Below are 22,489 nucleotides of genomic sequence, written 5' to 3'. Positions count from 1 at the left end.
GCCTCGCCATGCGCCAGATTGTCATTGTCCTCGCCGCCATGGCGCTCGGCCTCGCCACGGGCCGGCTGACCGGGGGCTTCCCGTTCTCGCCCGCGATCTGCATCGTGGCGGGGGTGTTCCTGGTGACGCCCTCGCTGTTCCGGTTCGGCCGCTCCGATCTGACCTTTGCCGCGCATGAGCTGAAGCCCATCGCGCTCAACCTCGTGCTGAACTTCGCGGCCCTGCCGCTCGCGGCACTCGGGATCGGCTGGCTCACCGGCGATCTCGGCCTTGCCGCCGCGCTTCTGCTGCTGGCCATGCTGCCGGGCGGGGGCATGGTGATGCACTGGATCAAATCCTCTGGCGCGGATGTGCGGCTGGGCTTTCTGCTCTCGGTGGTGAACCTCGCGATGGTGCTGCCGGTCACGCTCGTTTTTGCGGCCTTGCCGGGCTGGCTCGGCCCGTATTTTCCGCCGCCCGATCTGGGCGGGGTCGGCGCCGGAAGCGGTATCCGTATTCCGCCCTTTGCGCCCTTCATGATCCTGATCGTGTTGCCCTTCATCCTGTCGCAATGGCTGAAATCGGACGCGCCGGGCCTCGTCGCCCGCATCGAGCGCCATCAGAGCAGGATCAGCCAGGCGGTGATCGCCGGGATCGTCTTCTACCTGTTCGGGCTAGAGACCTCGCAGCTCATCTTTGCCGTGCCTGCCGCGACCTTCGCCACGGCCGCGCTGGCCACGCTCGCCTTCTATGCGGTGGCCATCGCGCTCGCCACATGGCTGACCCCGGCGAGTGGCGAAGGGCGGGCGATCTACTGGCATATGGTGACGCGCTATATCACCCTGGCGCTGATCCTCGCCTCCTTCTCGCTGCCGACCTTCGGGGCGAGCTTTCTGCTGCCGGTCATGATCGCCTATGTGATCCAGTTCAGCGCGGCGGGGGTGCTGCGCGGGCGGATGGCGGCGCGGGCCCGGGCACCGGAATCGGTGCCGGCGGATGACCGTGGCGCTGGCTGACCCGACCGGGCCGGAGGGCACTCAGCAGCGGCAATGATTCGACCGCGCGCCGGGGCGTGACGTTCGCAAAATCGCACCGATCCGGGCGTTCCATGACGATTAGGCCGGGGCGACGAACACAATTCTGCCCCGGGTTTCGACAAATTTTTGACAAATTCTGCCGATCCGCTTTACCGGTCATCGTGGCGAGAATGTTTTCGCTACGGAAACAGAAACGGGCGCGATTTCGCGCGCCGCTCTGTGGATAACCCGCCCGAATTGTGGATTGTCGCCGGTGAACCGCGCGCGCGGCTGCGCCTGACGGTTGAAATCGTCTCTCAAACGGAAACAAACCCGGCGTCATCCGCCGCCGCGCTCAGCCCGAAAATCCCGTCATCTTAACCATTTGGACGTGGTCCTGCACCCGTTTCGGCGAGAATTCGCTTTTGTTGCCCGCGGCCCGGGCGTATTTTGACCCTGCCCAACTGGGGGGTAATGTCTGAGGCCACGGGGGCGGCCGCACGCGACCCACGGATTGCCGTGGGGAGATGCGTGTGTCGCCTTGGCGCGTATGCGGTTGGCGGCGCACGGAGCGTCGGAAAAGCGGGGCCGGGGGGGCCCGCCGATCCATGCTCGTAGCCCCGCATTGGGCTGTTCATCTCCTCGAAGGCGCATGATTCAGGTGTCGGGTGCGGGCTCCCGTGGCGGCAGCATTGCCCGAAACCTGGAATTTGGACGAGCGTATTGCGAGGGGAATCGAAGGCATGTTGTCCTTTACCGAACTTGACCGGATGTGCGGGCGCACCATCTCGGGCGCATTCGGCCTCACTCTTCTTCGTGCAGATTCTTATGACATCTTCGATTTCCGGCAGGTGTTTGCCGGCGTCGCCAATCTGACCTGTGCTGCGGTTGTCCAGACACCCGTCCGCGCCGGGCTTGAGCAAGGGAACGAGTGACATGACCTATCATACCAGTTATCCGGCCGGTTACACGCCGAGCGGCGACTACCTTCTCGACTGGACTCTCACCGGCGCAGACGGTTCGGCCACGCTGACCTCGTCGGCGGGCAGCGGCACGGTCGGGGTGACCGTCTCGACCCCGACAAGCGCCAGCGGCGACAGCTTCACGCTTTCCGGCGGCCTGCTGAAATCGGACGATGTTTCCAAGCCGACGCAGACCGTGGTCGAATTCGACCAGGCCGTCACCGACCTCAACTTCCAGCTCAAGGATGTTGACCAGGGCTGGGGCTGGGACGACAAGGTGACGGTGCTCGCCTACGATGCCGACGGGAATCTGGTGGATGTCGAATTCACCTCCCTGCAATCGGGGCAGCAGGTCACTGGCAACACCATCGAAGGCGGCCGGGAGCTGTGCGAAGAGGGCGTGACCGTCACCGTCTCGGAGCCGATCGTGAAGCTGGTGGTGATTCACGATAACGGGTCGAGCGCCGGGGAATCGGGCCATATCTCGATCACCGATATGGGCTTCAACTGTGTGCCCGCGCCTGAGGGCGACGGGATCGTGGAAGGCACCGCCGGCGATGACCTGATCGACCTGGCCTATACCGGCGATCCCGATGGCGACATGGTCGATAACAACGACGAGTTGCTGCCGGGCGAAGGCCCGAACGACGATATCATCGTCGCCGGCGCGGGCGACGACCAGGTTTATGCCGGCGCGGCCGATGACGAGGTCTATGCCGGTGCGGGCAACGATTACGTCGAAGGCGGCGCGGGCGACGATGTGATCTATGGCGACAGCGACGGCCCCTACGGCGCCGGCGCCCCCGGCGAGGCGAAGACGCTGGTCTGGGATAACGTGGCCTCCGATGGCACCAAGCTCGGCAGTTCGACGGATTACGACGCTGGCGGCATCAACGTGAATATCGGCTTCGTGGCGCAGGATTACTGCGCAACGGCGACGATCTCGAACGATCAGACCTATGTCGAGCCGGGCGAGGGGTTCGATGCCGATTCCAGCCTCATGCTCCATGGCCTGGGCGGCGAGGGCGGCTGGGACAATACCTCGACCACCACGCTTTCCTTCTCCTCGACCGATGACGCCTATGGCGACGAGGTCCAGAACGTGGCCTTCCGGCTCAACGATGTCGATGTCGGCAATTACCACGACAACCATATCGACCGGGTGACGATCCGCGCCTACGACGCCGAGGGTAACGCGGTGGCCGTGGTGCTGACGCCCACCGGGGTGCAGAATGTCAGCGGCAACACCGTCACCGGCACCAGCCCCGACAATGGCTATCAGGGGCCGGAAGACGCGATCGGCTCGGTCGAGGTTGCGATTGCCGGGCCGGTTGCCCGGATCGAGATCGACTATGACAACGGCGCCAATACCGACCAGGCGATCTGGGTCTCCGATATCACCTTCGACACGACCGGCACGGGCGGCAGTGGCGAGCCGGGCGATGACACGCTGCTCGGCGGCGAGGGTGACGACCTGATCTTCGGCGAGGGCGGCGACGATACCATCACCGGCGGCGACGGGGCCGACACGATGCATGGCGGCGCCGACCGCGACACCTTCATCGGCGGTACTGCCGGCGACGCGGTGGATGGCGGCAGCGAGGGCGACGATTACGATGTGCTCGACCTATCGGGCTCGGGCCCGCTGCGCATCGTCGACCAGACCACCGACCCCGACGGCAACTCGACCTCGGGCATTGTCCAGTTCCTCGACGACAGCGGCAACGTGACCGGCGAGATGACCTTCACCGAGATCGAACAGATCATCCTGCCGCCGAATTCCGGCCCCAATGCCGAAGACGACACCGCGACCACCGACGAAGACACGGCGGTCACCATCGACGTGCTCGGCAACGACACCGACCCGGATGGCGATCCGCTGACGGTGACCGAGGCGACCAGCCCGGATGGCGATGTGGTGATCAACCCGGATGGCACGATCACCTTCACGCCGGACGAGAACTTCAACGGCACGACCGAGATCACCTACACGGTGGATGACGGCAATGGCGGCACCGACACCGCCACCGTGACGGTCGAGGTGACTCCGGTGAACGATGCGCCGGTTGCCGAGGACGACACGGCCACCACCGACGAAGACACGGCGGTCACCATCGACGTGCTCGGCAACGACACCGACCCGGATGGCGATCCGCTGACGGTGACCGAGGCGACCAGCCCGGATGGCGATGTGGTGATCAACCCGGATGGCACGATCACCTTCACGCCGGACGAGAACTTCAACGGCACGACCGAGATCACCTATACGGTGGACGACGGCAATGGCGGCACCGACACGGCGACCGTGACGGTCGAGGTGACCCCGGTGAACGACGATCCCGACGCGGTGGACGATACCGCTTCGACGGACGAAAACACCACCGTCACCGTCGATCTGCTGGGCAATGACTCGGATGTGGATGGCGATACGCTGGAGATCGTCGACATTTCGGATCCGGCCAACGGCACCATCGTCGACAATGGCGACGGCACCGTGGACTACATCCCCGATCCGGGCTTCTCGGGCACCGACAGCTTCACCTATACCGTGTCCGACGGCAATGGCGGCACCGATACCGCCACCGTCACCGTGAATGTGAACAACGTCAACGATGCGCCCGTGGCCGAGGACGACACCGCCAGCACCCATCTGGATACGGCGGTGACCATCGCGGTGCTCGACAATGACAGTGACCCCGATGGCGATCCGCTGATCGTGACCGAGGCGACGAGCCCGGATGGCGATGTGGCGATCAACCCGGATGGCACGATCACCTTCACCCCGGCGGCGGGCTTCGATGGCGAGGCGGTTGTCAATTACACCATCTCCGATGGCAATGGCGGCACCGACAGCGCCACCGTCACCATTCTGGTGAATGACGGCATCGTCGAGGGCACCGCCGGCGACGATCTGATCGACTACGGCTATGCCGGCGACCCGGAAGGCGACATGGTCGACCATAATGACGAGTTCCTGCCGGGCGAGGGGCCGAACGACGATATCATCGAAGCCTATGAGGGCGACGATACGGTCTATGCCGGTCTCGGCGACGACGAGGTCGATGCCGGCGAGGGCGACGATACCGTCTATGGCGAGGAGGGGAACGACACCATCATCGGCGGCGACGGGTCCGATACCGTCTATGGCGGCGACGGTGACGACTACATCGACACATCGGGCTCCAACCCGATGACCGATTACGGCTTCCCGCCGATCCTGCCGCAAGACACCGACATGTTTGACGACCGCGACTATGTCGAGGGCGGCGACGGCAACGATACGATCATCACCGGCGACGACCAGGACGTGATCCTGGGCGGCGCGGGCGACGACACGATCGACGGCGGCCTTGACGACGACACGATCGACGGTGGCGAGGGCGACGATTACATCATCGGCGGCCACGGCTCCGATACGATCGAGGGCGGCGATGGCGATGACGAGATCTGGGGCGGCCTCGGGCCGGACACCGATCCGCTCAACATCGTCGACGCGCTCGACCCGCGCCCGGATAACGGCATCGACGTGATCCACGGTGGCGCCGGGAATGACGTGATCTACGGCCAGGACGACGATGACGTGCTCTACGGCGATGCCGGCGACGATTACATCGACGGCGGGATCGACAATGACACGATCTATGGCGGCGACGGGCTCGATACGCTGATCGGCGGTCAGGGCGATGACCTGATCTATGGCGGCGACGGCGCCGATACCATTGACGGCGGCGAGGGGGATGACGTCATCTATGCCGGTCAGGGCAAGGATGTTGTCCACGGCGGCGCCGGCGACGATTACATCGACGGCGAAACCGGCGAGGATATCCTCTACGGCGATGAAGGCGACGATACGATCATCGGCACCACCGGGGCGGACCAGCTCTATGGCGGCGACGGTGACGACACTATCACCGGCGGCAATAACGACGATTACATCGAAGGCGGCGACGGCGACGATGTGATCGACGCCGGGGCCGACAACGACGAGGTCTACGGTGGCGCGGGCGACGATGAGATTGCCGGCGGCACGGGTGACGACACTATCGACGGCGGTGCCGGGAATGACGTGATCGACGGCGGCGAGGGCAACGATACGCTCTCGGGCGGCGATGACCGCGATCTCTTCGTCAACGTCAATTACGGCGACTATGTCGATGGCAACGAAGGCGGCGACGACTGGGATACGCTCGACCTGACCGGATCGGCCCCCTCCAACGGCTCGCTCAAGGTCACCTTCACCACGCCGAACGAGGAAAACGGCTACGTCACCTATTTCGACAAGGACGGCAACGATCTCGGCACGCTCGATTTCTACAATATCGAGAAGGTCATCCCCTGCTTCACGCCGGGCACGATGATCGCCACGCCGAAGGGCGAGCGCCGCGTCGAAGAGCTGGAGCCGGGCGACCGGGTGATCACCCGCGACAACGGCATTCAGGAGATCAAATGGGTGGGCCACAAGCCGATCACCTTCAAGGAACTGGCGGCGGCCGATCACCTCAAGCCCGTGCTCATCAAGGCCGGCGCGCTTGGCAATGGCCTGCCGGAGCGCGACATGATGGTCAGCCCGAACCACCGGGTGCTGGTCGCCAATGACCGCACCACGCTTTATTTCGACGAGCGCGAGGTGCTGGCAGCGGCGAAACATCTGGTCGACAACCAGGGTATCCAGGTGGTCGAGCCGCTCGGGGTGACCTATGTGCACTTCATGTTCGAGCGTCACGAAGTGGTGCTGTCGGACGGCGCGTGGACCGAGAGCTTCCAGCCGGGCGATTACTCGCTGAAAGGCATCGGCAATGCCCAGCGGCAGGAATTGTTCGAGCTCTTCCCCGAGCTTGAAACCGCCGAAGGGCTGGAGGATTACGCCTCCGCGCGGCGGGTGCTCAAGAAGCATGAGGCCCGGATGCTGGTCAAATAGGGTGCAGCGTGCCCGCCGGGGTCACCCGGCGGGCTCCCGGCCTGGAAGGGGGAGGGGCTGCCCCGGCCGTGCGTGCGGCCGAGAACCGGTGCCGCGCCGCGCCGAGGGTTCCATTTCGGGTCTGGAAACAATCCTGCGGGACGCCGCGGGGTTGTTTCTTTTTCTGCGGCTGGTTGCCGCGCAGGGGGAATTCGCCCGGATTTTCCCCGCTGACTCGCGGCGCCCCGGCATTTCCTCTGCTGTTCCGGTCTTGTAGTGTGACGGCGTTATCTTGCGTTCTGGCTGGGGGGCCACATGACGAGTATCACCGGGACCGATGGGCCCGATATTATCGAGGGTACCGGCGAGGACGATCTGATCGCGCTGCTTGGCGGCGATGATCTGGCCTCCGGCGAAGGCGGCCACGATACCCTGCAGGGCGGCGATGGCAACGATACGCTCTATGGCGATACAGGGGTGGGCACCGCCTCGGGCCATGACGCGACGCCGCTGGAACTGGACAGCCGCAATGTCCGCCCCGGATCGCAGACCGCCTGGGGCAGCAATTCCGACGAGCCGGGCGACAGCGTGATCTACGACAGGATTGCCTATCTCGACGATGGCACGGCGGTGTCGGGGCGGCTCGTTCTGGTCAGCACCACCGACAGCCGCCTGACGGTTGATCTCACCGGCGGCGATGGCTCCGAGATCCTGCTGAACGGCGAGAACAGCCGCTCTATGAACGGCGAACAGGCGACGCTGCGGCTCGAATTCTTCGATCCCGCCACCGGCGAGGCAATCGCGCTCAACTCCATCGCCACCTTCAACGATATCGACCGGGTGGATTATGGCCGTGGCACCATCGGCACCGAAGCGGTGCAGGTGTCGTCGGCGAGCTTCACCACCTTCGCCACCTCCGGGCACAGCGATCTGAACATCACCGAAAGCAGTGGCGTGGTGACCGCTTCGGGCGGGGAGGACACCAATCCGAACGATCAGAACGCCTGGTTCTCCGCCGGCTTCGAAGACCGGACCTTCATCGAGTTCACCCTGACCGCGCGGCCCAGCGGCTCGGGCTATACGCTGTCGGGCGATCTGATCGACGATGCCGTCGTCACACCGATCCCGGATGGCGACGATACGCTGTTTGGCGGTGCCGGGGATGACGTGCTCTATGGCCAGGGCGGCAACGATACGCTTGAGGGCGGCACCGGCGACGATGCGCTGTACGGCGGCACGGGCAATGACGTGCTGCTGGGCGGCGACGGCGATGACCTGCTCGACGCGGGCGATGGCTTCGACCGGCTCGATGGCGGTGCCGGCGATGACGTGCTCTTTGGCGGCGGCGATAACGATCTGCTGGCCGGCGGTGACGATGCCGATACGATCCATGTCAACACGCTCGGCAGCGCCGGGGTGAATAATACGACCGTCGATGGTGGTTCGGGCGGCAACGATTGGGATACGCTCGACATTTCGGCCCTGATCGACGCGGGCTGGGAGGTGCATTCGCGGCTGAAAACCCCCGAGACCAACGGCAATCCCGGCTTCAACGGCCAGATCCAGCTCTACAATCCCGCCACCGGCGAATACGCCAATATCAACTTCACCGATATCGAGGAACTGGTGGTGCCCTGTTTCACCCCCGGCACGCTGATCGCCACGCCGCGCGGCGAAGTGCCGGTGGAGCGGCTGCGCGAGGGCGACAAGGTGGTGACCCGCGATAACGGTTTGCAGGAAATCCGCTGGCTGGGGCGGCAGACCGTGTCGGGCGCGCTGCTTGACGTGACGCCGCGGCTCAAGCCGGTGCTGATCCGGGCCGGGGCGCTGGGCAAGGGCCTGCCGGAGCGCGATATGCTGGTCAGCCCCAATCACCGGCTCCTGATCATGGGCGACCGCCCGGCGCTCTATTTCGACGAGACCGAGGTGTTCGCCGCCGCCAAGCACCTTGTGAATGGCGAGAGCATCCTGCGCGTCGAGGCCAGCGCGGTGACCTATCTGCACTTCATGTTCGATCATCACGAGGTGGTCCTGTCGGACGGGGCCTGGACCGAAAGCTTCCAGCCCGGCGAGCAGGCGCTGAAGGGGGCGGGCAAGGCGGCGCAGCGCGAGATTTTCGAGCTGTTCCCCGAGCTTGAACAGAGCGCGGGCGCGGGTGGCTATGGCACGGCGCGGCGCACGCTGAAGCGCCACGAGGCGGGGATGCTGATCCGCTGACGGGCTGGCGGGCCATTGTTTCGCCACATTCGTCTTTAGCCGGGTCCGGGTGCATTGTTGCGCTGTCGGAAACGCTGAGAGGCACCTGTTTTTCAACGCTTTTTGGGCAGTCCCGGCGGTGCGGGCAGGGCGCCCCGAAAGGGCGGGCAACGGGGATGAAATAAGGCGAATTGTGGCAAAATCCGGGCGAAATATCCGGGCACGCCTGCAAAACAAGGGGCATGGCGGCCCGGATTGCCGCCATGGTTACAAGCGATTTTCCGGATTTCTTTCACATTCTGGGCACGATTGCCCCGTAGATTGCTCGCAAGAGTTCACAACGCGCAGATACCGGACCATAGACATGCTGCATTTCCGCTCTCCAGCCCTTGAAAACGATCTGCCGCCCGTGCTGGATCTGAAATCCGGATCGCTTTCGGCCAATGCTCCCGTGGCAATGCCGGAATTCGCCGTCTCGGGCCTGGCTCAGAACAGCCTGGTCGAAACGGCGCGCGGCCCCGTTCTGGCGCGCGATCTGCGGCTGGGCGACCGGGTGGTCACCCGCGATCACGGCCTGCAGCCGGTGCGCTGGGTCGGCACCTCGACGGTGATGTATGAAGATATCGAGGCCGCAGAAGGCGATGCGCCCGCGCTCGGCCCGGTGCGCATCCGCGCCGGTGCGCTGGGGTCGAACCCGGAGGCGGGCAACCTCATTCTCGCGCCGGGCCAGTGCCTGCTGGCGCGCAACCCGCTGAACGACATGCTTTTCGGCGCCGAAGAGGTGATGGTGGCCACCGCCGACCTGACCCATCTTGACGGTGTCGATATCGCGCCGCGCGGCGTGGGCCGCTGGACCCATCTGCTGCTCGACATGCACGACATGATCCGGGTGAATAATCTCTGGATGGAGAGCTTCGCGCCCGATATGTGGTCGATCCGCGTGGCCTATCCCGAGGAATGGCACGCGATCACCGAGGCGATGCCGCGCCTGCGCTACGACAACACCGCCGCAAATTATCTGCCCAGCCGCATCACGCTGGACGGGCGCGAGGCGAGCCTTCTCGACTCGATCTGACCGGGCTTCCTGGCCGGGCTTCGCCTGGTCTGACAGCGGGTGCCGGGGATGCGTAAGCGCCCCGGCATTCGTGTGTTTGCATGGCGGGACCCGGGTCAGCGTTCCGGGTTTGCCGCGCGCCAGCTTTGCCAGTCTTCGGGCGTGTCGAGATCGGTGAGCGCATGGGTGCCGGGCAGGGGCACCAGCCGCACCCGCGCCGCCTCCTGCCGCAGCACCATGCGCGCGCCCGTGTCGCCGCTCAGCGCCAGAAGCGCCGGAAAGTCGCGGCGCGGGAAGAGCACCGGATGCCCCGGCCTGCCATCGGCTGCCGCGCCGCGCAGGATTGCGTTGCCGTCGAAGGCGTCGAGCAGGGCGCGCATGTCGTCACGGGTGATGTCCGGCATGTCGGCGGGCAGGATCATCACGCCCGGCGTCCGGTCGTCCAGGGCATCGACCCCGGCGGCCAGGCTCGCGCTCATTCCGTCACCGGCCTTGCGCACCGTCAGCCGGGGCACGCCCAGATCGTCGAGCGCGGCCCAGCGGGCGGGAAAGGCATCGGCGGGCGGCAGCGCCACCAGCACCGGCGCGCCGGTGCCAAGTGCAGCGCGCGCGCGCTCTTCGAGCAGCGCCATCCCGCGCACCGGCTCCATCACCTTGTCGCCGCCCTCCATCCGCGACGAGGCGCCGGCGGCGAGGATCAGGATGGTCGGCAGGCTCACTTCTCGGGGATCAGCCCGCGTGGACTGAACCTGAGCACGAGCAGCAGCACCACCCCCATCGTCAAAAGCCGCATATGGGCGGCGGAGGCGAGCAGATGGGCCTTCAGCGCCGAGCCATCGGCCATGCCGGCGGTGATAAGCTGCATCAGCCCATGCCCCAGCGGTTCCACCTGCACCCAGAGAAACCAGATCAGGAAGCCGCCGAGGATCGAGCCCCAGTTATTGCCCGAGCCGCCGACGATCACCATCACCCAGATCAGGAAAGTATAGCGCAGCGGCTGGTAGCTCGACGGGGTGAGCAGCCCGTCCAAGGTGGTCATCATCGCGCCCGCCATGCCGACCACGGCCGAGCCGAGGATGAACACCTGCAGGTGGCGGCGGGTCACGTCCTTGCCCATCGCTTCGGCGGCGGTCTCGTTATCGCGGATCGCGCGCATCATCCGGCCCCAGGGCGATTTCAGCGCCGTCTGGCTCATCCACATGAGGATGGCGAGCACGATGATGAACAGCCCGGCATAGATCAGCTTCACCAGGATGGCGGAGGCGGTGACCGGGTCCATCCCCCAGCTCTGCGCCCAGCTCAGGAATCCGGCGCTTTGCTGCAGGTCGACCTCGTAGGGCACGGGCCAGGGCCGGTCGAGCCCGTTGACGTTTTTCACCCCGCGCGCCAGCCAGTCTTCGTTCTTGAGCACGGCGATGACGATCTCGGATATCCCCAGCGTGGCGATGGCAAGGTAGTCCGAGCGCAGCCCGAGCGCGGTCTTGCCGATCGCCCAGGCCGCCCCGGCGGCGAGCAGCCCGCCCACCGGCCAGGCCAGGATCACCGGCAGGCCCATACCGCCGAGAAAGCCGGTGGCGGCCGGGTTGACCGCTTCGACCGCATCGACCCCGGCGTCGAAGATCCAGCGGTAGACGAAAAAGCCCACCACCAGCATCGCGGTAAGGGTGAGCGCGCGGCTGCGGCCCGGGCGCATCCGGCGGTAGGTGAACACCGCGCCGATCAGCACGGCAGCCGCGAAGACGAGGCCAAGGATCACCCGCAGGCCCCCGGCGCTCCAGGCTTCGGCCACCGGCGCCTCGGAGGTGATGACCACGGCCAGCCCGCCAAGCGCGACGAAGCCCATCACGCCGACATTGAACAGCCCGGCATAGCCCCATTGCATGTTGACCCCGAGCGCCATGATCGCCGAGATCAGCCCCATATTGAGGATCGCCAGCGCCACGTTCCAGCTCTGGAACATCCCCGTCCAGAGGATGAGCAGGCCGACGATGGCGAAGAGGCCGATATTCTTCCAGTTGATCTTCACGCCGCTCATACCGCTTTCCCCTTGAAGAGCCCGGTGGGTTTGAACAGGAGCACCACCACGAGGATCGCGAAGGACACCGCGAACTTGTAGTCGGTCGACACGAGCTGGACGAGGCCGGAGGGCTCAAGGCTCTCGGGCATCAGATAGCCCAGCACCTTCTTCCAGGCATAGGTGACGGTCACTTCCGAAAAGGCGATGACGAAGCCGCCGGCAATGGCGCCGAGCGGGTTGCCGAGGCCGCCGACGATGGCGGAGGCGAAGATCGGCAGCAGGAGCTGGAAATAGGTGAAGGGCTTGAACGATTTGTCGAGCCCGTAGAGCACGCCCGCGATGGTGGCCAGCGCGGCGACGATCAGCCAGGTGATCATCACCACCCGCTCGGGATTGATCCCCGAGAGCAGCGCAAGGTCTTCATTGTCGGAAAAGGCGCGCATCGACTTGCCGGTGCGGGTGTTGTTCAGAAACCAGAACAATGCAGCGACCACGATCACCGCGGTGACGATGGTGATGCCCTGCGAGGTTCTGAAGGCCAGCCCTTCGTCGAGCCCCGACCAGTCCCTGAAATCGCGCGCCGAGATGATGAAGCGCTCGCCATCGGCAAAGCTCTGCTCTTCCGGGCCGATGATGAAGCGGACGACGCCGTTCATGATGAACATCACGCCGATGGAGGCCATCACGAAGACAATCGGTTTGGCCTTCACCCGCCGGTAGAAGCGGTAGACCACCCGGTCGGTCGCCAGCATCATCGCGGCGGTGGCGAGGATGCCGAAGGGCAGGGCGAGGAGCGCGGTGGGCAGCGGGCCGAGATGCAGGCCCATCGACTGGAACCACCAGGTGAACAGGATCGTCACCATCGCGCCGAAGGCCATCGTGTCGCCATGGGCGAAGTTGGAAAAGCGCAGGATTCCATAGATCAGCGTGACGCCGAGCGCGCCGAGGGCGAGCTGGGAGCCATAGGCCACGGCCGGGATCAGCACGAAATTGGATAGCGCCACGATGGCGTTGAGAAAGTCCATCAGCTGTTCGTCTCGCAGGTATAGGGGGTGAGGGTGCTGCCGCCAGCGCCCGCATGGTGCAATTGCATATCCAGCCGCCCGTCTTCCGTCATGCCGTGGACCAGCAGGGCGAAATGCTCGGTATCGGTGCCGAACTGGAAGGGGCCGTGATCGGAGGCGGCGACGCCGGGATAGGTTTCGCCGCGATAGGTCACCTCGATCGGTCCCTTGCCGGACGGATCGGTGTGGAGCGGGGCGACGATGAACGAGATCCCGGCGCCATCGTCGCCGGTGCAGTCAAACACCAGCCGTGCACCTTCCGCCATGGCGGCGGTGGCGAGCGGGGCCGTGGCGGTGGCGAGAAGGGCGGCGGCCAGCCGGATCATCTTTCAGCCCCCCAGGAAGCTCTGGCGCACTTCGGGATCGGCCAGAAGGTCTTTGCCGGTGCCGGTATGGGCGTTCGCCCCCTGCACCAGCACATAGCCTTTGTCTGCGATCTCAAGGGCCTGGCGGGCATTCTGCTCGACCATCAGTACCGGCAGCCCGGTCCGGGCCACTTCGATGATCCGGTCGAACAGCTCGTCCATCACGATGGGCGAGACGCCGGCGGTGGGCTCGTCGAGCATCAGCACCTTGGGTCGGGTCATCAGCGCGCGGCCCACCGCCACCTGCTGGCGCTGGCCGCCCGAAAGCTCGCCCGCCGGCTGGTTGCGCTTTTCCCTGAGGATCGGGAAGAGGTCATAGACCTGTTCCATCGTCTCGCGAATGTCGTCCTTGCGGATGAAGGCGCCCATTTCGAGGTTTTCCTCGACGCTCATCGAGGTGAAGATGTTGTGCGTCTGCGGCACGAAGCCCATCCCCTTCACCACCCGGGCCTGGGGCGTGAGTTCGGTGATGTCTTCGCCATCGAGCCGCACCGATCCGCCGCGCAGGTAGAGCATCCCGAACAGCGCCCGCATGGCGGTGGATTTGCCCGCGCCATTGGGGCCGACGATCACGCCGATCTCGCCCTTGTCGACGGCGATTGTGCAGGTTTGCAGGATGTCGGGGCCGGATTTGGAATAGCCGCCCGTCATCGCTTCGCCGATCAGGAAGGGGCCGCCGGGGGCGGGGCGGGCCTTGCCGTGCTGGGGCCCTGGCGTCAGCTCGCCCTGGCCCTTCGGGTTCACGATCGACGCATCGCGGTTATAGCCTTTGTCGTCGAAGGGTCTGCTCATGCGTCTTCCTCCGCCGTTTTCTTGTGCTTGGAGCCGGTGCCGAGATAGGCCTCGATCACCTGTTCGTTGGCCTTGATCTCGGCCAGCGTGCCCTCGGCCAGCACCTTGCCCTCGGCCATGCAGATCACCGGATCGCAGAGCCGCTCGATGAAATCCATATCGTGCTCGATCACCACGAAGGTATAGCCGCGCTCCTTGTTGAGCCGGATGATCGCGTCGCCGATGGTGTTGAGCAGGGTGCGGTTCACGCCCGCGCCCACCTCGTCGAGGAAGACGATGCGCGCATCCACCATCATCGTGCGGCCAAGCTCCAGCAGTTTCTTCTGCCCGCCCGAGACCTGGCCTGCCTTGTGGTCGGCCAGATGTTCGATGGTGAGAAATTCCAGCACCTCGTCGGCCCTGGCCTTCAGCGCGCGCTCTTCCTCGGCGATGCGCCTGCGGCCGAACCAGGTGTCCCACAGCCTTTCGCCGGCCTGATCGCCGGGCACCATCATCAGGTTTTCGCGGCAGGACATCGAGCCGAATTCATGGGCGATCTGGAAGGTGCGCAGCAGCCCCTTGTGGAACAGCTCGTGCGGCGCGAGGCCGGTGATATCCTCGCCCTCCATCGTCACGCGCCCGGAGGTTGGTTGAAGAACCCCCGCCACAACGTTGAAAAGTGTGGTCTTTCCGGCGCCGTTCGGGCCGATCAGCCCGGTGATCGAGCCTTTCGCGATTTCCAGAGACGCCCCGTCGACGGCATGGAAACCGCCGAAATGCTTGTGCAGGTTCTCGACCTTGATCACACGTCCACCCCTTTATGTGACACAGCCCGGGGTGATGGCCCCGGGCTGTGCGATTCGCAAGTCTCCGTCGCGGCTCACTGATATCCGACGTTGACGATCTTGCCGTCCTGGATCTCGATCATCCGATAGGAGCCGGCGCTCTCGCCCTGGCCGACAAGCTCCACCGCAGAGGCGCCGACATAGTCGATGTCACCGCCCGCGGCGAGGATATCCATCGCCTTTTCAAGCTCGCCGGGGTAGATTTCCTCGCCCGGCGCGTTGGCGACATTCATCACCGCATCCTTGTAGACGGCCGGATCGGTCGAGCCCGAAGCCTGCATCGCCAGCAGGATCAGCGCCGCGGCGTCGTAGCCGGTATCGGCATAGGTCGAGGTGGCGTCGAAGGCGCCGCCGACGATTTCGGCAAATCTTTCGGCCGCGGGCGAGCCCGGGATCTGGCCGAAGGAGCCGTCGATATCGCTGCCGAAGCGTTCTTCCAGCGTGACCGAGACCATGCCGTCGGGCAGTTGGAACATGTCGAAGGCGCCGGTGTCGAGCGCGCCCTGGATAACGCCCGAGCCGCCCTGGTCGACATAGCCGACGACGACGAGAATGTCGCCGCCCGCCGAGGCGAGCGCGCCCACTTCGGCCGAGTAGTCGGCTTTGCCGTCTTCATGCGCGGCGTTGATGGTGATCGTGCCGCCCTTGGCCTCGAAGGCAGCGGCGAAGCTGTCCGAAAGGCCCTTGCCGTAGTCGTTGTTCGTATAGGTCACGGCGGCCGAGGTGATGCCCTTTTCCATCAGGATATCGGCCATCACTTCGCCCTGACGCGCATCCGACGGCGCGGTGCGGAAGAACAGGCCGTTATCCTCGACGGTCGAGAGCGCGGGCGAGGTGGCGGAGGGCGAGATCATGACCATGCCGTTGGGCATGGCAACGTTGGCCAGCACGGCGCCGGTGGCGCCCGAGCACATCGCGCCGACAATGCCCTTCACCCCATCGGCGGTGATCAGACGTTCGGCGGCGGCGGTGGCGGCGGCGCTGTCGATGCAGGTCGAGTCCGCGCGCACCGGCGTGACCGTGGTGCCATCGAGGAACTTGCCGCCCGCCGTCGCTTCGGTGAAAGCGAGCTCGGCGCCATCGGCAATCGCCGGAGCGAGGGATTCGAGCGGGCCGGTAAAGGCCAGCAGCACGCCCATCTTGATATCCTCGGCATAGGCGCCGGTCGCCATAAGCGCCGACGCGGCACTCGCCATAAGCAGCTTCTTCATGTGTGTCTCCCAAAGTTGGACAAAAACTCCGGCCCTCAGCCTAGCGTTTCTGATCAAAAAGAAAAGCCTTTCAACGTGGGGTATTGCGATTGGCTTTTCAGTCACTTTCGCGTGGGCGGCGTTGCGCCGCGGCTGCCCTTACGGCAGGTTGCCGGGCATGGCTGCTGTATCGCCCATCCTCCGTTTCGCCGCCCCGGCTCTCCCGGCGCTGCTGCTCGCCCTCGCCGCGCCGCTTTCGGCGGGTACGATCGAGACGCGGGCGGGCACCGTGAAGGTGGAGCGTGTCGCCGACGGGCTTGACGTGCCCTGGGCGCTCGCCTTTCTGCCCGATGGCGGCTTTCTCGTCACCGAGCGCGACGGGCGGCTGTGGCATTTTGATAGGGACGGTGAGCGGCGCGAGGTGTCGGGCACGCCCGAGGTCTGGGCGCTGGGTCAGGGCGGCCTGCTCGACGTGATGGTGCCGCGCGATTTTGCCGAGAGCCGCGAGGTATTTCTGAGCTTTTCCAAGCCGCAGGAGGGGGGCGCGGGCACCGCGCTCGCCGTTGGCCGGCTGAACGAGGCGGGCGACGCGCTGGAGGATCTCGACGTGATCTTCGAAATGACGGCGAGCGACGATCGCGGCGAGCATTTCGGCAGCCGGATCGTCGAGGCGCCGGACGGGCGGCTGTTTCTCACCATCGGCGATCGCGGTGACCGGAACCTGGCGCAGGATCTCAGCCGCCATAATGGCAGCATCGTGCGGCTCGAACGCGATGGCAGCCTGCCCGATGACAATCCCTTCGCGAGCGAGGGCGGCGCGGCGGCGGCGATCTGGAGCTACGGTCACCGCAATCCGCAGGGCGCCGCGCTCGACGGTGAGGGGCAGCTCTGGGCGGTGGAGCACGGGGCGATGGGCGGCGACGAGGTGAATCGCATCGAACCGGGGGTGAATTACGGCTGGCCGGTGATCGCCTACGGGCTGAACTACAGCGGCTCGAAGATCGGCATGGGGACCGAACGCGAGGGGATGGCCCAGCCGGAATATTACTGGGATCCTTCCATCGCGCCGTCTGGCTTTACCGTCTATTCCGGCGCGCTCTGGCCCGAATGGCGCGGCGCCTTTCTGATCGGCAGCCTGAAATTCGACTATATCGCGGTGCTCGATCCCGAGACATGGGACGAGGAAGAACTGCACGCGGAAGAGACGGGGCGCGTTCGGGATGTGCGCGAGGCGCCGGACGGCTCGATCTGGTTTCTCGCCGAATACTCGGATGCGGTCTACCGCATCAGCCCGGCGGAGTGAGCGCAGGCCGGGCGAGCCGCCAATAGCTGGAATCGCACCATTCGCCGCCCACCTCGATGGTGTTCGCGGCGCGATGGGTCTCATGAAAGCCGAGCTTTGCGAGCAGCCGGGCCGAGGCGATATTGCGCGGGTCGATCTCGGCGGTGAGCGCGTCGATCTGCTCAAGCTGACGAAATGCGTGCGGGATCAGCGCGCTCAACGCTTCGTGCATGATCCCGCGGCGCCAGAAATCGGGATGCAGGATGTAGCCGATTTCGGCGATCCGCCAGACCCCGGCGCGCCCGATGACCCGCCCGCCACGGTCGATGACGAATTCCGAGCCGGTTTCGGCCAGCGAGGCGCGCAGCCCCTGCATCCGTGCTTGCGTGACCTCGCGGCTCTCATGGGGCGGGCGCGACCAGTAGCGCATCGCCTGCGGGTTGGAATAGACCGCGAAAAGATCGTCGAGATCGCGCTCTTCGACGGGGCGCAACAGCAGCCGTTCGGTGCGGATCACGGTTCGGCGCGCGCGCCGGAATGGCTGCCGCGCTCGCGGTAGGGGGTGGTTTCGTAATGCGCGCGGTAGCATTTGGAGAAATGCGAGGGTGAGGTGAAGCCGCAGGCCAGCGCCACGTTGATCACGCTCATATCGGTCTGCATCAAGAGGTTGCGCGCCTTGCCGAGCCGCAGCTCCATGTAATAGCGCTTCGGCGAACGGTTGAGGTACCGGCGAAACAGCCGCTCAAGCTGGCGGGTCGACAGGCCCACCTGTTTGGCCAGTTCCGCCGGGCTGACCGGCTCTTCGATATTGGCTTCCATCTCGTGGATCACCTGGGCCAGCTTGGGGTGGCGCACGCCGATCCGGGTGGGCACCGAGAGGCGCTGCTGGTCGCGGTCGGTGCGGATGGTGGTGTAGATCTGCTGGTCGGCCACCGCATTGGCCACTTCCGGCCCGTGATCCTGCGCCACGAGCGTGAGCATGAGGTCGATCGAGGCGGTGCCGCCCGCCGTGGTCATCCGGTTGCCGTCGATCACATAGACCGAGCGGGTAAGGTCGACATCGGGGAAATCCTCGGCAAAGCCATCGTGGTTTTCCCAGTGGATCGTCGCGCGCTTGCCGTCGAGCAGCCCGGCCTTGGCCAGCGTATGCGCGCCGGTGCAGAAGGCGCCTATGCGCGCGCCGCGCCGCGCCTCGCGCCTCAGCCAGTTGAGGATCGCCCTGGTCGAATGTTCCTGCACATCCTCGCCACCCGCCACGATCACGGTGTCGGAATGGCGCAGCTCGTCCAGCCCGATATCCACCGCGACGCGGGTGCCGTTGGAGCTTTCGACCCAGTCGCCGCTTTCTCCGGCCAGAAGCCAGGTATAGGCGGTGTAGCCGAGCGCCCGGTTGGCGAGGCGCAGCGCGTCGACCGCACCGGCGAAGGACAGCAGGGTGAACTGATCGAGCAGCACGAAGACGAAGCGCCGCGCGGTCATGCCCGTCTGCCCGTTCGTTTCGCTTGTCCGACTCACCGGCCCAGCTCTCCCCGTCCTGCCTGGTGGCAAAGACCTGACCAGCTTTGGCGGCAAGGCGCAAGATCGGGCAAGTTTCTTTTGCACCTGCGGCGGGTGCGGTCTATATGACCCGGACCGCAGTTGACGTGCCCGCTGACAGCGGCGCGCAAGACCGAACGGAGACGGCGATGACCGAGTGGACGAAATCTTCCTGGCGCTCCCTGCCCAGGGTGCAAATGCCCGACTATCCCGACGCAGGTGCGCTCGGGGCTGTTGAGAAGCAGCTTGCCAAATATCCGCCGCTCGTCTTTGCAGGCGAGGCCCGGCGGCTGAAGGCGGAGCTTGCGAAAGCGGCGCGCGGCGAGGCTTTTCTGCTGCAAGGCGGCGATTGCGCCGAGAGCTTTGCCGAATTTTCCGCCGATGTGATCCGCGACACGTTCAAGGTGCTGTTGCAGATGGCGATGGTGCTGACCTATGGCGCCAAGGTGCCGGTGATCAAGGTGGGCCGGATGGCGGGGCAATTCGCCAAGCCGCGCTCGGCCCCGTTCGAGACGATCGGCGGCGTCGAGCTGCCCTCCTACCGGGGTGACATCATCAACGCGCTGGCGGCCACGCCCGAGGCGCGGATGCCCGATCCCGACAAGATGTTGCAGGCCTACACCCAGTCGGCGGCCTCGCTGAACCTGCTGCGCGCCTTCTCGACCGGCGGCTATGCCGACGTGCATCAGGTGCATAGCTGGACGCTGGGCTTTACCGAGCGCGACGAGTCGGAGCGCTACCGCGAGATGGCCGAGCGGATTTCCGACACGCTGGCCTTCATGCAGGCCGCCGGTATCACCGGCGAGACCACCCATGCGCTGCAGATGGTGGATTTCTACGTGAGCCATGAGAGCCTGCTTCTGGAATATGAAGAGGCGCTGACCCGCATCGACAGCACCACCGGCCAGGTGGTGGCGGGCTCGGGCCACATGCTCTGGATCGGCGACCGCACCCGCCAGCCCGATGGCGCGCATGTGGAATTCGCCCGTGGCGTGATCAACCCGATCGGCCTCAAGACCGGCCCCAGCACCACCAAGGACGACCTCAAGGTGCTGATGGAAAAGCTGAACCCGAAGAACGAGCCGGGCCGTCTCACCCTGATCGCGCGCTTCGGCGCGGGCGAGGTGGACAAGCACCTGCCGCGTCTGATCGAGGCGGTGCAGGAAGAGGGCGCCGAGGTGGTCTGGTCCTGCGACCCGATGCACGGCAACACGATCAAATCGGCCACCGGCTTCAAGACCCGGCCGTTCGACCGGGTGCTGTCGGAGGTGCAGGAGTTCTTCGCCGTGCACCGCGCGATGGGCACCATCCCCGGCGGCGTGCATTTCGAGATGACCGGCCAGGACGTGACCGAATGCACCGGCGGCGTGACGGCGGTATCGGACGAGGATCTTTCGGACCGGTATCGCACGGTCTGCGATCCGCGCCTGAACGCCTCGCAATCGCTGGAGCTGGCCTTCCTCGTCGCCGAGGAACTGGCGCGCGAGAACAATGCCGCGCCGGGGCAGGCGGCGGCGGGCTGAGCGCCACGCCACATGCAATCGTGACAAACCCCGGGCCAGGCGCCCGGGGTTTTTCGTTGCCGGGCGGAGTCAGGCGTCGGTCGCGTCGTGGACCAGGCGCAGATGGCCCGGTGCGGGCTGCTTTGCGGCCTGCGGCATGGGGCGCGGGGTGTCGGCAGCCGGGTGCGTTGCGCGCACCGCGCCGGTCAGCGGCTTGGTCTCCACATCGCGGATGGCAAAGCGGCGCGGGCCGCGCCCGATCTCGCCCCGGCTTTGCAGCGCGCCGAGGATGCGGCTGGCCCGCCCGTGATCGTCGCGCAGCGGCAGCAGGATCATCTGCGCCTCAAGCGGTGCGCGGCCAAAGCCGGTATCGCCGGCGAGCGTGAGCCGCGTGGCGGCGGGCGTGTCGAGCACAGCCTCCAGCACCCGCTGCATCTCGCGCCGCGCATCTGGCAGGAGCATCGCCGTCAGCGGCATCCCCCGCACCTCCATCGCCATCAGGTCGTTCAGATGCATCCCCGCGAGCCGCAGCCGGGCAAGGCCAGGAGCGATCCTTTCGAGGATGAAGGCATATTCGAGCATATCGGCGATGCCGCGCGGATCGACCTCGCTGCGCATGGGCATGAGCCGCCCGTCGCGCAGCCCCTCCCAGTAGCTTTCGACCCGGCCAAGCGCGGGGAACAGTGCCCGCCGCCGCAGCGGCGCGATCTCGACCACCTTGTCGCCCTTCCAATAGCCATGTGCCATGACGGCCCCCTTGCGCTGGGGCGGTCCCCCCGGACCCGCCCGCGATGTTGCCCCGCCGTAGCCCGTCTGTTAACGAAAGACCGGCCACGGCGCCGATGCCCTATAGTGCCACAAGCGGCTCCCGGCGGGGGCGAATTCTGAACAAATGGTTAACCTCCAAGGGGGTCCGCGATGATCCATTCGATGACCGGCTTCGCCTCGCTGAAAGGGCAGTTCGGCCCCTGGAGCTGGGTGTGGGACATCCGCGCGGTGAATGCGCGCGGGCTCGATGTGCGGCTCAAGCTGCCGGAATGGATCGACGGGCTGGAGCAGCCGGTGCGCAAGGCGGTGGGCGCGGCGGTGGCGCGCGGCAATGTCTCGCTCGGGCTCAGGGTCAGCCGCGAGGCCGAGGCGGGGGGGCTGGCGCTCGACCCTGTGGCGCTGGAGCGCACGCTGGCGCTGATCGCCGAGATCACCCATGCCGCCGAGGCGCGGGGGATGGAGCTGGCGCGGCCTTCCGCCGTGGATATCGCTGCCATGCGCGGGGTGATCGACGCCGCGCCGCAGGAGGACGATACCGCGCCGCTGGCCAAGGCGCTGATCGCCGATCTGCCGGCGCTGCTCGATGCGTTCAACGCGATGCGCGCCCATGAAGGCGCGGCGCTCGGCGCGATCCTCACCGATCAGCTTGCCCAGGTCGAGGCGCTGGTGGGCGACGCAGGCGTCGCCATCGAGGGCCGGCGCGAGGCGCAGGCCGAGGCGCTGCAAAGCGCGCTCGCCCGGGTGATCGACAATACCGACGGCGCCGATGCCGACCGGGTGGCGCAGGAACTGGCGCTGATCGCGGTCAAATCCGACGTGCGCGAAGAGATCGACCGGCTGCGCGCCCATGTCGCCCAGGCCCGCTCCCTGCTGGCGGGCGAAGAGGCGCGCGGGCGCAAGCTCGACTTTCTGATGCAGGAGTTCAACCGCGAGGCCAACACGCTGTGTTCGAAATCGCAATACCAGGAACTGACCCGCATCGGGCTCGATCTCAAGGCGGTGATCGACCAGATGCGCGAACAGGTTCAGAACGTGGAATAGGGGA

General features: G+C 65.9%; 18 protein-coding genes. 8 read left to right on the top strand and 10 right to left on the bottom strand.

Annotated features, from left to right (window positions below):
- Positions 1-8 precede the first annotated feature (8 nt).
- From QMG28_RS14455 to QMG28_RS14435, 5 genes are all read left to right on the top strand, one after another.
- Positions 9-995, top strand: a complete 987-nt coding sequence (locus tag QMG28_RS14455; protein ID WP_281843027.1) for a hypothetical protein — start codon at positions 9-11, stop codon at positions 993-995.
- A 692-nt stretch (positions 996-1,687) separates the two neighbouring features.
- Positions 1,688-1,930 carry a hypothetical protein gene (locus QMG28_RS14450; protein ID WP_281843026.1) on the top strand — a complete coding sequence of 81 codons (243 nt, stop codon included), beginning with the start codon at positions 1,688-1,690 and terminating at the stop codon, positions 1,928-1,930.
- Between the two features lies 1 nt (position 1,931).
- Complete coding sequence (locus tag QMG28_RS14445; RefSeq protein WP_281843025.1) at positions 1,932-6,875, top strand: Ig-like domain-containing protein; 4,944 nt, start codon at positions 1,932-1,934, stop codon at positions 6,873-6,875.
- Between the two features lie 294 nt (positions 6,876-7,169).
- Complete coding sequence (locus QMG28_RS14440; protein WP_281843024.1) at positions 7,170-9,071, top strand: Hint domain-containing protein; 1,902 nt, start codon at positions 7,170-7,172, stop codon at positions 9,069-9,071.
- A gap of 343 nt (positions 9,072-9,414) precedes the next feature.
- Positions 9,415-10,125, top strand: coding sequence for a Hint domain-containing protein (locus tag QMG28_RS14435; RefSeq protein WP_281843023.1), 711 nt, complete (start codon positions 9,415-9,417; stop codon positions 10,123-10,125).
- Positions 10,126-10,220: 95 nt separating this feature from the next.
- Here the strand turns inward: QMG28_RS14435 and QMG28_RS14430 are convergent, their stop codons facing one another.
- The 7 genes from QMG28_RS14430 to QMG28_RS14400 form a co-directional block, all read right to left on the bottom strand.
- The gene (locus tag QMG28_RS14430) at positions 10,221-10,823 is read right to left on the bottom strand and encodes a nucleotidyltransferase family protein (protein WP_281843022.1); all 603 of its coding nucleotides are present in this window, start codon (positions 10,821-10,823) and stop codon (positions 10,221-10,223) included.
- Positions 10,820-12,139 (bottom strand): branched-chain amino acid ABC transporter permease, encoded by a 1,320-nt coding sequence (locus QMG28_RS14425; RefSeq protein WP_281843021.1) that lies wholly within the window; start codon positions 12,137-12,139, stop codon positions 10,820-10,822. The genes QMG28_RS14430 and QMG28_RS14425 overlap by 4 nt, the downstream gene beginning before the upstream one ends.
- Positions 12,136-13,146, bottom strand: a complete 1,011-nt coding sequence (locus QMG28_RS14420) for a branched-chain amino acid ABC transporter permease (RefSeq protein ID WP_281843020.1) — start codon at positions 13,144-13,146, stop codon at positions 12,136-12,138. Before QMG28_RS14420 ends, QMG28_RS14425 begins: the two co-directional genes overlap by 4 nt.
- Positions 13,146-13,511 carry a hypothetical protein gene (locus tag QMG28_RS14415; protein ID WP_281843019.1) on the bottom strand — a complete coding sequence of 122 codons (366 nt, stop codon included), beginning with the start codon at positions 13,509-13,511 and terminating at the stop codon, positions 13,146-13,148. The genes QMG28_RS14420 and QMG28_RS14415 overlap by 1 nt, the downstream gene beginning before the upstream one ends.
- Before the next feature lie 3 nt (positions 13,512-13,514).
- Positions 13,515-14,342, bottom strand: coding sequence for an ABC transporter ATP-binding protein (locus tag QMG28_RS14410; RefSeq protein ID WP_281843018.1), 828 nt, complete (start codon positions 14,340-14,342; stop codon positions 13,515-13,517).
- Positions 14,339-15,127 carry an ABC transporter ATP-binding protein gene (locus tag QMG28_RS14405; RefSeq protein WP_281843017.1) on the bottom strand — a complete coding sequence of 263 codons (789 nt, stop codon included), beginning with the start codon at positions 15,125-15,127 and terminating at the stop codon, positions 14,339-14,341. The genes QMG28_RS14410 and QMG28_RS14405 overlap by 4 nt, the downstream gene beginning before the upstream one ends.
- A gap of 74 nt (positions 15,128-15,201) precedes the next feature.
- Positions 15,202-16,377, bottom strand: coding sequence for an ABC transporter substrate-binding protein (locus QMG28_RS14400; RefSeq protein WP_281843016.1), 1,176 nt, complete (start codon positions 16,375-16,377; stop codon positions 15,202-15,204).
- Positions 16,378-16,534: 157 nt separating this feature from the next.
- Between QMG28_RS14400 and QMG28_RS14395 the strand changes: the two genes are divergently transcribed.
- Positions 16,535-17,659 carry a PQQ-dependent sugar dehydrogenase gene (locus QMG28_RS14395; RefSeq protein ID WP_281843015.1) on the top strand — a complete coding sequence of 375 codons (1,125 nt, stop codon included), beginning with the start codon at positions 16,535-16,537 and terminating at the stop codon, positions 17,657-17,659.
- Here QMG28_RS14395 and QMG28_RS14390 read toward each other — a convergent pair.
- Both QMG28_RS14390 and QMG28_RS14385 read right to left on the bottom strand, forming a co-directional pair.
- Complete coding sequence (locus tag QMG28_RS14390; protein ID WP_281843014.1) at positions 17,643-18,155, bottom strand: GNAT family N-acetyltransferase; 513 nt, start codon at positions 18,153-18,155, stop codon at positions 17,643-17,645. The genes QMG28_RS14395 and QMG28_RS14390 overlap by 17 nt on opposite strands.
- The gene (locus QMG28_RS14385; protein ID WP_281843013.1) at positions 18,152-19,117 is read right to left on the bottom strand and encodes a GlxA family transcriptional regulator; all 966 of its coding nucleotides are present in this window, start codon (positions 19,115-19,117) and stop codon (positions 18,152-18,154) included. The genes QMG28_RS14390 and QMG28_RS14385 overlap by 4 nt, the downstream gene beginning before the upstream one ends.
- A gap of 206 nt (positions 19,118-19,323) precedes the next feature.
- On the opposite strand from QMG28_RS14385, the gene QMG28_RS14380 reads away from it, so the two are divergent.
- A complete protein-coding gene (locus QMG28_RS14380) occupies positions 19,324-20,697 on the top strand; it encodes a class II 3-deoxy-7-phosphoheptulonate synthase (protein WP_281843012.1) in 1,374 nt (457 codons plus the stop codon).
- Positions 20,698-20,766: 69 nt separating this feature from the next.
- Here QMG28_RS14380 and QMG28_RS14375 read toward each other — a convergent pair whose 3' ends face one another.
- Complete coding sequence (locus QMG28_RS14375; protein ID WP_281843011.1) at positions 20,767-21,423, bottom strand: PAS domain-containing protein; 657 nt, start codon at positions 21,421-21,423, stop codon at positions 20,767-20,769.
- A gap of 171 nt (positions 21,424-21,594) precedes the next feature.
- Between QMG28_RS14375 and QMG28_RS14370 the strand changes: the two genes are divergently transcribed.
- The gene (locus QMG28_RS14370) at positions 21,595-22,485 is read left to right on the top strand and encodes a YicC/YloC family endoribonuclease (protein WP_281843010.1); all 891 of its coding nucleotides are present in this window, start codon (positions 21,595-21,597) and stop codon (positions 22,483-22,485) included.
- The last annotated feature ends 4 nt before the right edge of the window (positions 22,486-22,489 follow it).

It is taken from the genome of Sinisalibacter aestuarii (assembly GCF_027923545.1).
Classification (GTDB): domain Bacteria; phylum Pseudomonadota; class Alphaproteobacteria; order Rhodobacterales; family Rhodobacteraceae; genus Sinisalibacter; species Sinisalibacter aestuarii.
This window is presented reverse-complemented; position numbering and strand designations above follow the sequence as displayed.

Excerpts from the sequence above, each read along its gene's own strand:
- QMG28_RS14455 (WP_281843027.1), top strand. The coding sequence starts at position 9 with ATGCGCCAGATTGTCATTGTCCTCGCCGCCATGGCGCTCGGCCTCGCC.
- QMG28_RS14395 (WP_281843015.1), top strand. The coding sequence starts at position 16,535 with ATGGCTGCTGTATCGCCCATCCTCCGTTTCGCCGCCCCGGCTCTCCCG.
- QMG28_RS14400 (WP_281843016.1), bottom strand. The coding sequence starts at position 16,377 with ATGAAGAAGCTGCTTATGGCGAGTGCCGCGTCGGCGCTTATGGCGACC.
- QMG28_RS14375 (WP_281843011.1), bottom strand. The coding sequence starts at position 21,423 with ATGGCACATGGCTATTGGAAGGGCGACAAGGTGGTCGAGATCGCGCCG.
- QMG28_RS14445 (WP_281843025.1), top strand. The coding sequence starts at position 1,932 with ATGACCTATCATACCAGTTATCCGGCCGGTTACACGCCGAGCGGCGAC.
- QMG28_RS14380 (WP_281843012.1), top strand. The coding sequence starts at position 19,324 with ATGACCGAGTGGACGAAATCTTCCTGGCGCTCCCTGCCCAGGGTGCAA.
- QMG28_RS14435 (WP_281843023.1), top strand. The coding sequence starts at position 9,415 with ATGCTGCATTTCCGCTCTCCAGCCCTTGAAAACGATCTGCCGCCCGTG.
- QMG28_RS14370 (WP_281843010.1), top strand. The coding sequence starts at position 21,595 with ATGATCCATTCGATGACCGGCTTCGCCTCGCTGAAAGGGCAGTTCGGC.
- QMG28_RS14440 (WP_281843024.1), top strand. The coding sequence starts at position 7,170 with ATGACGAGTATCACCGGGACCGATGGGCCCGATATTATCGAGGGTACC.
- QMG28_RS14410 (WP_281843018.1), bottom strand. The coding sequence starts at position 14,342 with ATGAGCAGACCCTTCGACGACAAAGGCTATAACCGCGATGCGTCGATC.
- QMG28_RS14420 (WP_281843020.1), bottom strand. The coding sequence starts at position 13,146 with ATGGACTTTCTCAACGCCATCGTGGCGCTATCCAATTTCGTGCTGATC.
- QMG28_RS14425 (WP_281843021.1), bottom strand. The coding sequence starts at position 12,139 with ATGAGCGGCGTGAAGATCAACTGGAAGAATATCGGCCTCTTCGCCATC.
- QMG28_RS14385 (WP_281843013.1), bottom strand. The coding sequence starts at position 19,117 with ATGACCGCGCGGCGCTTCGTCTTCGTGCTGCTCGATCAGTTCACCCTG.
- QMG28_RS14415 (WP_281843019.1), bottom strand. The coding sequence starts at position 13,511 with ATGATCCGGCTGGCCGCCGCCCTTCTCGCCACCGCCACGGCCCCGCTC.